Source organism: Campylobacter sp. P255 (assembly GCF_003627915.1).
In the GTDB taxonomy this organism is placed as follows: domain Bacteria; phylum Campylobacterota; class Campylobacteria; order Campylobacterales; family Campylobacteraceae; genus Campylobacter_D.
Genome location: NZ_NREN01000008.1, coordinates 61,034 through 74,529, shown reverse-complemented (window position 1 = coordinate 74,529; position 13,496 = coordinate 61,034). Strand labels below are relative to the sequence as shown.

Genomic DNA, 13,496 nt, shown 5'->3' with positions numbered 1-13,496 from the left:
GAAAAGGAAATGAAATTATAGCAACAAAAGCTTAAAGTTTTATTAAATGAAAAAAGAAATGAAAATAAAAAAAGAAATTTATAGAAAGGAGAATTTATAAATATAGAATAAAAGAATATAAAAGAATTAAAGTGTATTGATATAGGGTGTATGAAGTGAAGTGTGTTAAAGAAGTGAAAAAAAAAAGGGGGGGGGGATTTAGCTAAGAAGTATTTTAAACTTCAAAACAAAATACCTTTTTTTTGTAAAATATGTTTTCCAATAAAATAATATTTTTATCCAAATAACTCCATCGCATCTTTATATGCGCTAATAAGTGAAGCCAAAGTAACAAAACCACCGATAATCAAAAAAAACATCTCGATTTTTTTTCTTTTATCTTCTTTGATTTTTTCTATTTTTTCTTCTTCTTGATTTTGGTCTATATATAAGATGTCTACAAGATTTTCTATCTGGATTTTAAGTTCTTGATGTTGTTCTAAAATATCATAGTATTGAAATATAATTTTCCATATCGTGTGTTTTTGTTGGTAATTATAATGCACCGGATTGCTAAAAAAATATTTTAGATTAAAAGTATAAAAGTCTTTTTTTACATCGATCACATCGTGATAATTTTCTTTATCTACAATGCTTGATGTTAAATTCAAATAATACTCCATTTTCTCACGATATGCCAAAGAAAGAGCAAACATCGTCATAGTATCATCAAATTTACTCTCACAGTTGCTAAATTTAGCCTGAAATAAAAAACCTTTTTCTGAAAACACAACTTTAGCATCTGGATTATCATAACAGTTTGATTTGTCAATTTTTAAAGTAGAGCTACCCCTTAATAGTTGCGATATAGCACTATCACTCATACTTTCATCGGTATATACTGCCATGTGATCTATCACACCTTTTTTGAATTGGCAATACTCTTGATTTACTAAAACCCCACCTTTTATACATATAATACATATATCAAAAATTTTATATACTACTATCGTATTCTTAGCATACTTTTGATCTTCTATATTGGTATAGATTTGTAAATTTTGTGCTAAAAAGGTATGAAAAAAATCTTTTACTCTTGAGTCTTTTCTAAATTTAGTTTCATTGAAACTCTTGACGATTTTTACTTGATACACATTGATCATAATATGTCCTATTTTGTATATTTTATAATTTACTTTATATCGCTGCAAAATTAAAATGTATTATCGAAATTATATTTATAATGGGAGTTGCTAATAAGTGGTGCGGATGAAAGGACTTGAACCTTCACGCATTGCTGCACCAGATCCTAAGTCTGGCGTGTCTGCCAATTTCACCACATCCGCAAAGTGGTACGCTCAAGAGGATTCGAACCTCTGACCTACGGCTTAGAAGGCCGTTGCTCTATCCAGCTGAGCTATGAGCGCATAAAAATAAACAACAATGGGCTTAATGGTGCGCCCGATAGGAATCGAACCCATAACCTACAGATCCGAAGTCTGTCGCTCTATCCAGTTGAGCTACGAGCGCTGATGGGGTGAGTGATGGGAATCGAACCCACGACCCTCAGGACCACAATCTGATGCTCTAACCGACTGAGCTACACTCACCATTTATAAAAATGGTCGGGGTGAAAGGATTCGAACCTTCGGCCCCTTGGTCCCAAACCAAGTGCGCTAACCAGACTGCGCTACACCCCGATGTACAAAAATAAAGCGTTATTTTACATAAAAAAATATCAAAAGTCAAGATAAACAAAAATATTTAGCACAAAAATGCTAAATATTTTAGAAATTAGTCTTTATTTTGCTTTTGTGAAATAATATTTAAAATTTCAACCACCAAAGAAAAAACCATAGCCACATAGATATATGCCTTATCTATATGAATATCAAAACCTTCGCTTACCAAAACAAAACCTATCATTACTAAAAACGCCAAAGCTAAAATCTTGATACTAGGATATTTTTCAACAAAATCCGCAATTGGTTTAGAAGCAAACAACATCACAAGCACAGCCATAATAACCGCTATGATCATAATTTCAATATCTTGAGCAATACCCACAGCAGTGATGACGCTATCAAGTGAAAATACAATATCAATCACAGCTATTTCAGCTACCACAATCCACAATTTATTGCTAATTTTTATATTGCTTTGTTCTTGCTCTTTGTGATTAATGCTTTCTTTGATTTCTTTAATAGATTTAACTATCAAAAATAAGCCTCCGAGTATAAGCACCAAATCCCTACCTGAAATTTCATTGCCTAAAACACTAAACAAAGGTGTAACAAGTTTCATCACCCAAAATAAAGACAACAACAACAAAATTCTAGTAAGCATTGCAAAAGCAAGTCCTAAAATTCTCCCTTTATCTCTGTGTTCTGGTGGTAACTTACTTACCAAAATCGCTAAAAAAATGATATTGTCAATCCCTAGTACAATTTCCAAAGCAGTAAGGGTAAACAATACCACCCAAGCATCTACACTAAAAATCCACTCAAACATTTATTTTCCTTAAGACAAAAAAAGCGTAATTATAATGACAAAAAATTAATTATTTTCAAAAATTTGCACAATCGCTTCAGGCAAAAGCTCATGTTCTAGTGCGTGAATTTTAGCTTCAAAGTCTTCAAAATTTAACTTTCCTTTTTCAAAGGCCTTTTGCGCGATGATTTTTCCACCATCTAATTCTTCATTGACCCAGTGTACACTAATGCCTGCAACTTTCATATCGCTTTCATAGCTTTCTTGAATAGCATGAGCACCTTTAAACAATGGAAGCAAAGATGGATGAAGATTGATAGCCTTTACTTCTTGCGTAAAAACAGGGCTTAAAATTCGCATAAACCCTGCCAATACAGTTAAATCTGCTTGACTTTCTTTTATAGTCTTTACTAACTCTGCATCAAATTCTTCTCTTGAAGTAAATTTTTCATGCTCTATGATTTTTGTGTTAAGACCGTATTTTAAAGCTCTTTGTATGCCATAAGCTTCTTTTTTATTGCACACACATAAAACCACTTCAAAGGTATTTTCTCCAAAAGTTTTTTGGTGTAATTTCTCTAAAATGTTTTCTAGATTGCTTCCATTGCCACTAAATAAAACTGCCAACTTTATAAGCATTTTAACCCCTTTATTAATTTTAAAGCATCAAAACTGTTTTTGTTTTTCTTGTAATCTTTAGCCACTAATGCATGTGCTAATACCGCATTTTTCGCAGCCTCTAAAGCACTAAATTTAGCTCCAAGCAAAGCAGCGATCATGCCACTCAACACATCTCCGCTTCCAGCTTTTGCCAAAGCCTCGTTGCCACAATTTACCACAAAAAGCTTATCTTTTTGGGCAATGATAGGATTTGCTCCTTTTAAAACTAAAACACATTCAAATTGTTTACTAAATTCTTTAACATAAAAAAATCGCTTCTTTTGAATTTCTTCAACTTGGATATTTTTATTCATATATAACTTCAAAAGCATAGAAAATTCTTTAGGATGAGGCGTTAAAACCACATCTTTTCTATTTAAATACAAAGTTAAATCAGCATTTTGAAAACAATTTGCGTCTAATACCAAAGGAACACTTTGCAATCTTTCATCTTTTAAAATACTTAGATCATTCAAGCCCATGCCTATAGCAGCTGCATTTATTTTACTTTCAATAGTATCTTTTAACATCAATAAAGGTGAAAAACTCTCTTTTGCTACTAAAGAAACCAAACCCGAGCCAAACTCTAAAGCCCCAAGTCCAGCTAAAGTACCTGCACTTTTATTAGCAAAAATATATACATGACCTAAATCACCTTTGTTAAAACTACACTTTTTTTGAATAAGCTTTAAGTCTTTTCTCTCTAGTAAAAAGCCCGATGTATTTTGTGCTTGAATTTTTATTCCCAAATGTGCGATTTTGATTTTTCCTACAAACTCTTTTGCAAAATCTTCCAAAAGCTTTTCTTTGACTACCCCCATACAAAGTGTATAATCTGCTTTAAAACACACATCTTGTCCAAGCCCACTAGGAATATCACAAGCAATTTTTATTGCCTTACTTTGAGAGATTTTTTGAATAATTCCTTGTAACTTTTCATCTAAAGCTTTATTTAAACCGCTACCAAAAACACAATCAACAATAATGTCAAAATCTTCAAAACAAGGTTCTTCTTGTAAAAATTCAAAACCGATGTTTTGCAAAATTTGTTCTTGTTTGAGAAACATTGTGCTTTTTTTATATGCCAAAACATAAGCAGATGCTTTTTTAAGGTGTCGAATGGCTACAAGTCCATCGGCTCCATTACCGCCTGTGCCAAGTAAAAATAAAATTTTAGCATTGTGTATTTTTTTGCTTTTTTTCTTGATAAAATTTGCAAGTTCAACGCCTGCATTTTCCATCATCAAAAATTCATCTAATCCTTTTTCAATCAGCTGTTTTTCATAAGAAATATTATCTTTACATATGGCTTTCATTACCAGCCTCGCAAGCTATAAGTTTTTGAGTTTTAGCACCTAATTCTTTAAGCTTTATCACTCTTGAAGCAATATTGCCACTTCCGTGAGTAAGTTTTGTTTGCATATTATCTACATTGGAATTTAATCTTTTAATATTATCTTTGATTTTTTCAAAATCTTCCAAAACACCAGCAAATTTATCGTGAAATTTTCCAAGCTCTTCAAAGGCCTTTAAGATATTCTCATTACTTTGGGTGTTTTTCCATGAAATATTTATCGTATTTAGTGCCATAAAAAGAGTATTTGGTGTAGTTAAGTATACCTTTTTTTTATAAGCATATTGATAAATTTCAAGATCTACACTTAAAATCAAATCTAGAATGTTTTGATAAGGTATAAAAAGCAAAACAAACTCATAAGTATGCTTATCATACTGCATATAAGGTTTCTTGGCTAATTCATCGATCCTAGCTTTTAGATTATATGCTAAATCAAGGCAAGTATTTTTACTAATCTCCTCAAAACCAAAATCACTCGGTAGTGAAAATTTTGCATCTATAATAATGCTTTTTTGTTTATCTAAAAACACCACCGCATCAGGAATGTAGGTTTTACCCTCTTCTTGAAATCTCTCCTGTAGTTTATACTGCACACCTTCTACTAAACCACTATTTTCTAAAACAGACTTAAGTTGCAACTCTGCAAAATTACCACGAATTTTTTTATCACCTTTTAAAACTTTGGCTAATTTATCTGCATTTTCACCCATATTTTGACTAAATTTGAACATATGTTCAATTTGTGTTTTAATACTTGTTTCATTTTGGGCAAGTTTTTCACTGTATTCTTTAACACTTTTTTTAACCGGTAAAAAGATTTCTTCTAGGATTTTTTTCGCATCTTCATTCAGCATAAGCTTGTTTTGATTTAATATATTAGTATTTTGTTTTTGTAAATTTTGCTCTAATTCTTGCTTCAACTCTATCAAATTTTGTTTATATTTTTCTTCTAGTTTTAGCAAAGTTTGAGTGTATTCATCTCTTAATTCTGCACGTTCTTTTAAGTGCATATTTAAAAGTTCTTGTTGGGTGTGTTCTTTTTGCGCTAATTTTGCCTCTAAAGCTTCGCTTTTTGATAAATAGTTTATTTTTTCTTCTAATAAAGTTGAATTTTTCTCCATAAGTGATTTTTTTTCTGATTCTAAAATAGAAATTTGATCTTGCAATGTTAAATTAGTTTGGTTTAAAAATTCTAACTTTGCTTTTTCTTTTTGACTTTTAAACACATACCATACAAAAGACAAAACTACAACCGCCAAAAGTGCTATTAAAATGTTTTCCATTTTTACCCTTTTGTTTTTTCAATCAGAAAATAAATGTTTTTTTCATTACCTTCTTTAAATTGTTTCATTTGTGGTAAGAATTCTTTTACTAAGGCTCTAAAATTTTTAAAACCAAAATTTTGCGGGATAAAATTCGCATGTTTTCTGCTCATATTGGTGCGAATTTGAGCATATTCTGCACGACCCTTTTCTTCTATCAAAGCTTCTGTGATATTGATCAAATCTTTAATATATTCTTTGGTGCTTAATACTTTTTCTTTAGATTCATCTTGATCTAAATAAAAAAATTCACTAAAGGAATTAACATAAGATTTTACAGCTTGTTTTAATCCCATACCTATAACTTGCTTTTTGCTTTCTTTAAGTCTTTGAATTAAACTAGTATAATCACTATCGCTAGAAACAATTACAAAAATATCAATATCTTTTTCATAAAAAATACTCATAATTTCAGTGATTAAATACATATCACTTGAGTTTTTATTAGCAGTAAAATTAAACTGCTGCATAGCTATAATAGAATACTGGCCAATTTGCTCTTTCCAATTTTGTATATTTTTTTGCGTCCAATCTCCATAAATGCGCTTGATGATAATTTCTCCATAATCAGAAGCAATATCAAAAATAGATTTTGCGTATTTTGATGGAATATTTTCTGCATCGATAAATATCGCTATGCTTTTATTTTCCATTTTCACTCCTATGTAGTTCTCATTCTAAAGCTTAATGCTTTTAACATATGATTTTTTAAAATAAACTCACTTTGCTCTAAATCTGCTATAGTTCTTGCCACTTTTATTGTTTTATTTACACCTCTTTGGGAAAGGTTATACGAAGCTATAGCTTTTTTTAAAATTTCATCTGCATTTGCATCTAAAATACAAAACTGCTTCATCTGTTCTTCGTTTAATTTAGCATTAAATTCTTCTTGTTTTCTTTGCTTTTGAAACAAAAATCCCTTAAACACCATTGCACTCATTTGTTCTGATGTTAGGCTTGTTTTATCTTCGTGTGAAATTTCATCCATAGCCACATAAAGGTCAATTCTATCTAAAATTGGCGAGGAAATTTTATTTTTATATTTTTTGATTTCTATCTCTTGACAACGACAGGCAAGACTTTTAGAAAATAAATTCCCACAAGGACAAGGATTTTGCGCACAAGCAAATAAAAATTTAGTCTCATACACTACTTTTGTGTTAACCCTTGAAATAAGAATTTTAAAATCTTCCAAAGGCTCCCTTAAACTTTCAATAATCTGTTTTGAAAAATGAGGAAATTCATCAAAAAACAAAACACCGCCATTTGCCAAAGCAAGTTCGCCCATTTTAGCACTTTTAGTTCCTCCCCCAAAAATACTAGCTCTAGTACTTGTGTGATGAGGGCTTCTAAAAACCCTACTTGCACTAAAATCATCCTCTAAAGAATTTAAAGATTTGTATGCATTTTGAGCCAAAATTTCTTTTAGACTTTGCGGCGGCATAATATAAGGAAGTCTTTTAGCGCACATACTCTTACCACTTCCTGGACTACCCTCGAATAAAACATTATGCATACCCAAAGCGGCTATAATACATGCAAATTTAGCGCTTTCTTGCCCTTTAACTTCTTTAAAATCATAAGGAAAAAAAGTGTTTTTGATGTATTTTTGCCCATTGAGTTCTATAGCATTTTCAAACAAAGGATGTTCATTAGATACATGAAAATTTTCGTAATTTTTTGCTTTAAAAAAATCTATCGCTTGAGTTAAATTTTCTAAAGCATAAATTGTTAGATTGGGTATCATTGAAGCTTTTTGCGCTATACTTTTTGGCACAACCACCTTGGCATTTTGCACTTTCGCGCTCAAAAAAAGCAAAATAGAAAACAAGCTCGCTGTGCTTTTGATACTTCCATCTAATCCAAGTTCGCCAAAAACAAAAAAATCATCTAGATTTTCTTTTTGAAATAAAATCAAAATCGCAATAGCTAAATCAAAATGAGAGCCATTTTTAGGTATATCTGAAGGACTAAGGTTGATGGTGATTTTTTGCGCTGGAAAGCTAAAATTTTGACTTAATAAAGTTGCTTTAACTCTCTCTGTGCTTTCTTTGATGGTAGAATTTGCAAGACCTACTATGCTAAAACCTGGCAAACCTCTTGTGAAAGTTGATTCTACATCGATTATATCAAGCTCTGTAGAAAAACTCGCACATCTTAGTTTTTTCATTTATTTTTTTTGGATTTTTTTTTAAAATCTTTATCAAATTTTTGGCGTTTTAAAAAAGAAAGTTTTTCTATAAATAAATGCCCATCAAGATGATCGATCTCGTGCTGAATAGCTACTGCTAAAAATTCATGTGCCTCTAGACTTTGTGCTTTACCAAATCTATCTTGATAATCAAGTCGTATGTTTTTATAACGCAAAACATCTTCATAAAAACCTGGTATACTTAAACACCCTTCATTACATGATATCATCTCATCATCTAAAGGAGTAATGATAGGATTGATGATTTCTAAAAGAGTTTGCTTGTCTTCTTTTTGCTCGCCTTCTTCATCTCCAATATCTACAAGCAAAGCTCTAACCGGCACATCCACCTGAATGGCAGCCAAACCAACTCCTTTATTTGCTATCATAGTTTCATACATATCATCTAACAATGTATGTAACTCATTGTCAAATTTTTCTATTTTTTGAGATTGCAAAAACAGTCTCGGATTAGGATAGGTGATTATTTTTCTGATCATTTTTCTTTTTCCACTACCACAAAAGGTTCTAAATTTTTACCCGAATTTTTTAAAGCTTGGGTACATTTTTCTATCAATTCTTCACTTTTACTGTCTTGATTAACCGCACTAACAGCCACTTCAACATCAACTTCTATTTCTTTATCTGCTAAGAAAAAATTGGAATTTTCTAAGGATTCTAAAATTTTATTACATATTTCTTGTGCTTTTTCTAAATTAGTGTGTGAGATCATCATAACAAAAACATTATTGCCACAATGAGCAACAATATCGCTTGATGATACATTTTTACTAAAAATTCTACAAATGCTTTTCAAAAAAGCGTTTTTTTCTTTTTGTGTATAAGTTTGTTCTAAAATTCCTTCTTTTACTCTAAAAAATATTAAAGAAGTTCGATAATTATATTTTGCATTACTTTCTATGCTTTTTTCTAAATTTTCTAAAAAATATTTTTTGTTATAAACTCCAAATTTAGAGTCAAAATCACTTTGTTCTTCAATGTGTTTATAAGTTTGCCTTACCTCATCAAAATTTTCTTTAATATCATCTGAATATCGATCTAAAATGCTTGAAAATCTCGAAAGATCTGATTCTAAAGCGTGGATTACATTTGAAACAGCTAAATTACCTGTGCTAATAGCAAGTTCTGAATTACGTCTTCTTAGCATATCTTTAACTGTTTCAAGATGTCTATAAATCATAGCAATGTATTGTAATAGCGCCGAAGTAGAACTAAAGCTTTTTTTAATCTCTTGCTCTATATTAGCTCTTTTGATATCATCATCATTTTGCTCAAATTCCATGATCTCATGTACTTTTTTCTTAAAAGCCGAAGGACGCTCTTCGAGCATTTTTTGAAAATAAACTCCATAGTTAGTAGGTGTTGGAGGCACATTGTCTTTTACAAGTTCAGTTAGTATAGACTTTGCAAATTTTTCAAATTCTCCACCACTAATTTTTTGGATTTTTGGAGCTTCTTTGGCCGGAGTTGGATCGCTACTTAAATTTAAGTCAGCAAATAAATCATCATCTAACATTGCTATGCTTTTTCCTTATTTAAAACTTTTTTCCAAAACCTTATCAATTAAGCCATATTCTTTAGCTTCAGCTGCACTCATAAAAAAATCTCTATCGGTATCTTTTTCGATTTTAGAGAGTTTTTGCTTAGTGTTTTTAGCCAAAATATCATTCAAGATTGATTTTAATCTTAGAATTTCTTTTGCTTGAATTTCAATATCAGTTGCTTGTCCTCTTGCACCGCCTAATGGTTGGTGAATCATGATTCTTGAATTAGGCAAAGCAAATCTTTTACCCGGTGCACCGCAGCTAAGCAAAAACGCACCCATAGAAGCAGCCTGACCAATACAAATAGTACTCACATCAGCTTTAATATAATTCATCGTATCATAGATACTAAATCCACTTGTAACTACTCCACCTGGTGAGTTAATGTAAAGATAAATATCTTTTTGTGGATCTTCTGCTTCTAAAAACAAAAGTTGCGCCACTATAGAAGCAGCAAGATCATCATTGATCTCACCGCTTAACATAATGATTCTGTCTTTTAGAAGTCTTGAATAAATATCATAACTTCTTTCACCTCTGCTTGTTTTTTCAACCACATAAGGGATATATGAACTCATTATTTTTCGCTTTCTTTTTCAGTTTTCTTTTTATCATTTTTTTTGAAGATATCTGCAAAAAGTTTTTCTTCAATTAAAGACATTTTAATTGCTGGCAATGCACCTTGTTTTTTATAGTTTTCTAAGTGTTCTTGCGGATTAAAACCATATCTATATGCTTCAAAATAAATCGCTTGGATTAATTCTTGATCACTTACTTGAATATTTCTAAGTTTTGCTAACTCATCAATGATAAAAGTCAATTTCACGCTTTTTTGCGCATCTTCCTTAAAGCTATCTCTTTTTTCTTTGTATTTTGCTTCATCTTTAAATTCTTTCAATTCCTCTTCGCTTAAAGTTCTTAAAGAATTTCTAAACTGCATATCAGTTTCTTGCTCTACGATATTTCTTGGCAAAGTAAAATCAAATTTTTCAACCAAAGCTTCTGCAAATTGATTTTTTAATTCATCATTAATAAGTTTAAAAATCTTTTCATTTTTTAACTGTTCTTTGATTTTAGCATCAAGTTTTTCAACACTTGGTTCTTTTTCATCAGGAATTAGATTTTTTAAAAGCTCTTCGTTTAATTCAGGCATTTTAAGTTCTTGAATTTCATGAATTTTTACTTTAAATACCGCATCTTTTCCTGCTAAATGTGCTGCGCCATACTCTTTTGGAAAAGTCACGTTAATATCTTTTTCTTCACCTACTTTTAAACCAACCATACCTTCTTCAAATCCTGGTATAAATTGTTTTGAACCGATTTCTAAAACATAATTTTGTGCTTTCCCGCCATCAAAAGCTTTACCATCTACAAAACCCTCAAAGTCAAATTTAGCAAAATCGCCTTCTTTTAATGCTCTTGCCTCTTTGATTGCTTCAGGAGTAGCAAATCTTTTCAACAATTCTTCTTTTTTTGCATCAATTTCTTTTTGAGTTACTTTTGGTGTATTATAAGTTGGAACTAAAGCTTCATAGCCATCTAGTTTTACTTCCGGTCTAAAAGATAATACCATTTGAGCTTCAATGTCACCATCTTTTCTATCAAATTTTTCAAAATATGGTTCGCCTACTAAATCTTTTGCTTCTTTTTTGATCTCTTTTAATGCATTATCTACAGCATTTCTTAAAAGATCTTGCTCCGCATCTCTTGTAAGCTCTTTTTCATATCTTTTAAGTATAGCAGCCACAGGAACTTTTCCCGCTCTAAAGCCATCCATTTTCATAGTTTTAGATGCTTTTTTAGCTAATTTTTCCACTTCTGCTTTAATAGCTCCTTGAGCAATTTTCACAGTAGCATTTGCATTTGCAAAATCAATTAGTTTTGCTGTAACTTCCATAATATTTTCCCTTTTTAAATAAAATTTTTCGATAATATACCAAAATTTTCCTTATCGCTTTATATAAAAATAAAAATATGTTAAAATTTTAATTTTTGATGGAGAAAAAATGCAAGAAAAATTTGAACAATCAGTAAAAAATATGTTAGAAATTATCGGAGAAAATCCTCAAAGAGAAGGACTTTTAAAAACTCCTACTAGGGTTTTTAAAGCTTTTGAATTTTTAAGTAGTGGTTATAAACAAGATCCAAAACAAATACTAAATGATGCTTTATTTGAAAGCTCAAACAACGAAATGGTTTTAGTAAGAGATATTGAATTTTATAGTCTTTGCGAACATCATCTTTTACCGTTTTTTGGGCGTGTACATGTTGCATATATACCAGATAAAAAAGTAGTAGGACTTAGTAAAATTCCACGTCTTGTAGAAGTTTTTGCAAGACGCTTGCAAATTCAAGAACAACTCACAGAACAAATCGCAGAAGCACTAATGGAGCATGTAGGCGCCAAAGGTGTTGGGGTGGTTATCGAAGCAAGGCACATGTGTGTGGAAATGCGTGGGGTACAAAAGGCAAATTCAACCACTAGTACTTCAGCCTTAAGAGGTAGCTTTTTAAAAAGCGAAAAAACCCGAAAAGAATTTTTCACTCTCATCAACTCAGCAAAACAGGTTAGATTTTAATGGGTTTAGAAAAACTTCGTAGCAAAATCAGCTCACAAAATCTAGCTAGTGTATTTGGACAAATCACTAAAATTTCAAGCACTAGTATAGAAATAAATGGCTTGAAAACTAGCATAGGAGATATTATTAAAATTGTTTCTAATGAAGATGAAAGCAAAGAAGCAATGGCCATGGTAGTAGAAGTAGATGAAAATTTAAGCTATTTAAGTCCTTTTGGTTTTGTGGAAGGTTTTAAAATAGGTGATCGTGCATTCATTAACGATGCGGGTATGCAAATAGGCGTAAGCGATGGGCTTTTGGGAAGAGTGGTAGATCCTTTCATGCGTCCAAAAGATGGTAAAGGCCCTATCGAGGCAAGTAAATTTATGCCTATTATGCGCGCGCCCATTGATGCGATGAAAAGAGGTTTAATAGAAGAGGTTTTTCCAGTTGGCGTTAAAACAATAGATGCGCTTTTAACCTGTGGTGTAGGACAAAAGCTTGGAATTTTTGCAGGAAGTGGTGTGGGAAAATCAACCTTAATGGGCATGATAGTAAAAAATTCCAAAGCTCCGATTAAAGTGATCGCTTTAATCGGGGAGCGTGGTAGAGAAATTCCTGAATTTATACAAAAAAACCTTGGTGGCAAACTTGATGATACCGTGATCATCGTTGCAACAAGCGATGATAGTGCTTTGATGAGAAAGTATGGTGCATTTTGCGCCATGAGCGTGGCTGAATACTTCAAAGAACAAGGCAAAGATGTTTTATTTATCATGGATAGCGTAACACGTTTTGCTATGGCACAAAGAGAAATAGGCTTGGCCTTAGGTGAACCACCTACAACAAAAGGCTACCCACCAAGCGTTTTAAGTCTTTTACCTCAACTTATGGAGCGAGCAGGAAAAGAAGAAGGTAAAGGTACCATCACGGCTTTTTTTACTGTGCTAGTTGATGGAGATGATATGAGTGATCCAATCGCTGACCAAAGTAGATCTATCTTAGATGGACACATAGTACTTAGTCGTGAACTTACTGATTTTGGAATTTATCCACCTATAAATATACAAAATTCAGCCTCAAGGGTAATGGGAGATATTATCAGCAACGAACACAAGCTAGCTGCTAGAAAATTCAAACGTTTAAATTCTTTACTAAAAGAAAATGAAGTATTATTGCGTATTGGCGCGTATCAAAAAGGAAGCGATAAAGAACTAGATCAAGCTATCACCAAAAAAGACTTTATGCAACAATTTTTAAGTCAAAACCCCGAAGAAAGCTTTGAATTTAATGATACGATTAATATGCTTAAGATGATCGATATGCAATAATTGGAATGATTTTTGCTTTTTTTTGACAAAAAGTCATGAAAAA

Annotated in this window: 13 protein-coding genes and 5 tRNA genes; 2 read left to right on the top strand and 16 right to left on the bottom strand. The window is 31.6% G+C overall.

Going from position 1 to position 13,496, the window contains the following annotated elements:
* Nucleotides 1-275 precede the first annotated feature (275 nt).
* The 16 genes from CKA54_RS05480 to tig all read right to left on the bottom strand — a co-directional run bounded on the left by CKA54_RS05480 (nucleotide 276) and on the right by tig (nucleotide 11,461).
* Entirely contained in the window at nucleotides 276-1,142 is an 867-nt protein-coding gene (locus CKA54_RS05480; RefSeq protein WP_120760621.1) for a hypothetical protein, read from the bottom strand.
* A gap of 98 nt (nucleotides 1,143-1,240) precedes the next feature.
* Nucleotides 1,241-1,325, bottom strand: a tRNA-Leu gene (locus CKA54_RS05475).
* A 4-nt stretch (nucleotides 1,326-1,329) separates the two neighbouring features.
* A tRNA-Arg gene (locus CKA54_RS05470) sits at nucleotides 1,330-1,406 on the bottom strand.
* A gap of 26 nt (nucleotides 1,407-1,432) precedes the next feature.
* Nucleotides 1,433-1,509, bottom strand: a tRNA-Arg gene (locus CKA54_RS05465).
* Between the two features lie 3 nt (nucleotides 1,510-1,512).
* Nucleotides 1,513-1,589: transfer RNA gene (locus CKA54_RS05460), tRNA-His, on the bottom strand.
* Nucleotides 1,590-1,601: 12 nt separating this feature from the next.
* Nucleotides 1,602-1,679: transfer RNA gene (locus CKA54_RS05455), tRNA-Pro, on the bottom strand.
* Between the two features lie 94 nt (nucleotides 1,680-1,773).
* A complete protein-coding gene (locus CKA54_RS05450; protein ID WP_120760619.1) occupies nucleotides 1,774-2,490 on the bottom strand; it encodes a TerC family protein in 717 nt (238 codons plus the stop codon).
* Nucleotides 2,491-2,535: 45 nt separating this feature from the next.
* On the bottom strand, nucleotides 2,536-3,108 hold the full coding sequence (gene purN, locus CKA54_RS05445) for a phosphoribosylglycinamide formyltransferase (protein ID WP_120760618.1): 573 nt from the start codon (nucleotides 3,106-3,108) through the stop codon (nucleotides 2,536-2,538).
* Nucleotides 3,099-4,445: an NAD(P)H-hydrate dehydratase gene (locus tag CKA54_RS05440; RefSeq protein WP_120760616.1), complete on the bottom strand. Its 1,347-nt coding sequence runs from the start codon at nucleotides 4,443-4,445 to the stop codon at nucleotides 3,099-3,101. Before CKA54_RS05440 ends, purN begins: the two co-directional genes overlap by 10 nt.
* Complete coding sequence (gene rmuC / locus CKA54_RS05435; protein ID WP_120760614.1) at nucleotides 4,429-5,769, bottom strand: DNA recombination protein RmuC; 1,341 nt, start codon at nucleotides 5,767-5,769, stop codon at nucleotides 4,429-4,431. Before rmuC ends, CKA54_RS05440 begins: the two co-directional genes overlap by 17 nt.
* Before the next feature lie 2 nt (nucleotides 5,770-5,771).
* Complete coding sequence (locus CKA54_RS05430; protein WP_120760612.1) at nucleotides 5,772-6,461, bottom strand: NYN domain-containing protein; 690 nt, start codon at nucleotides 6,459-6,461, stop codon at nucleotides 5,772-5,774.
* A gap of 8 nt (nucleotides 6,462-6,469) precedes the next feature.
* Entirely contained in the window at nucleotides 6,470-7,978 is a 1,509-nt protein-coding gene (locus tag CKA54_RS05425; protein WP_120760610.1) for a YifB family Mg chelatase-like AAA ATPase, read from the bottom strand.
* On the bottom strand, nucleotides 7,975-8,499 hold the full coding sequence (gene def, locus CKA54_RS05420) for a peptide deformylase (RefSeq protein WP_120760608.1): 525 nt from the start codon (nucleotides 8,497-8,499) through the stop codon (nucleotides 7,975-7,977). The genes CKA54_RS05425 and def overlap by 4 nt, the downstream gene beginning before the upstream one ends.
* Nucleotides 8,496-9,536 carry a diguanylate cyclase gene (locus CKA54_RS05415; RefSeq protein WP_120760606.1) on the bottom strand — a complete coding sequence of 347 codons (1,041 nt, stop codon included), beginning with the start codon at nucleotides 9,534-9,536 and terminating at the stop codon, nucleotides 8,496-8,498. Before CKA54_RS05415 ends, def begins: the two co-directional genes overlap by 4 nt.
* Nucleotides 9,537-9,551: 15 nt before the next feature.
* Nucleotides 9,552-10,142 (bottom strand): ATP-dependent Clp endopeptidase proteolytic subunit ClpP, encoded by a 591-nt coding sequence (gene clpP, locus CKA54_RS05410; RefSeq protein ID WP_120760605.1) that lies wholly within the window; start codon nucleotides 10,140-10,142, stop codon nucleotides 9,552-9,554.
* On the bottom strand, nucleotides 10,142-11,461 hold the full coding sequence (gene tig, locus CKA54_RS05405; RefSeq protein ID WP_120760603.1) for a trigger factor: 1,320 nt from the start codon (nucleotides 11,459-11,461) through the stop codon (nucleotides 10,142-10,144). The genes clpP and tig overlap by 1 nt, the downstream gene beginning before the upstream one ends.
* A 109-nt stretch (nucleotides 11,462-11,570) precedes the next feature.
* Between tig and folE the strand changes: the two genes are divergently transcribed.
* Both folE and fliI read left to right on the top strand, forming a co-directional pair.
* Complete coding sequence (folE, locus tag CKA54_RS05400; RefSeq protein WP_039619389.1) at nucleotides 11,571-12,143, top strand: GTP cyclohydrolase I FolE; 573 nt, start codon at nucleotides 11,571-11,573, stop codon at nucleotides 12,141-12,143.
* Nucleotides 12,143-13,453: a flagellar protein export ATPase FliI gene (gene fliI / locus CKA54_RS05395; RefSeq protein ID WP_120760601.1), complete on the top strand. Its 1,311-nt coding sequence runs from the start codon at nucleotides 12,143-12,145 to the stop codon at nucleotides 13,451-13,453. The genes folE and fliI overlap by 1 nt, the downstream gene beginning before the upstream one ends.
* The last annotated feature ends 43 nt before the right edge of the window (nucleotides 13,454-13,496 follow it).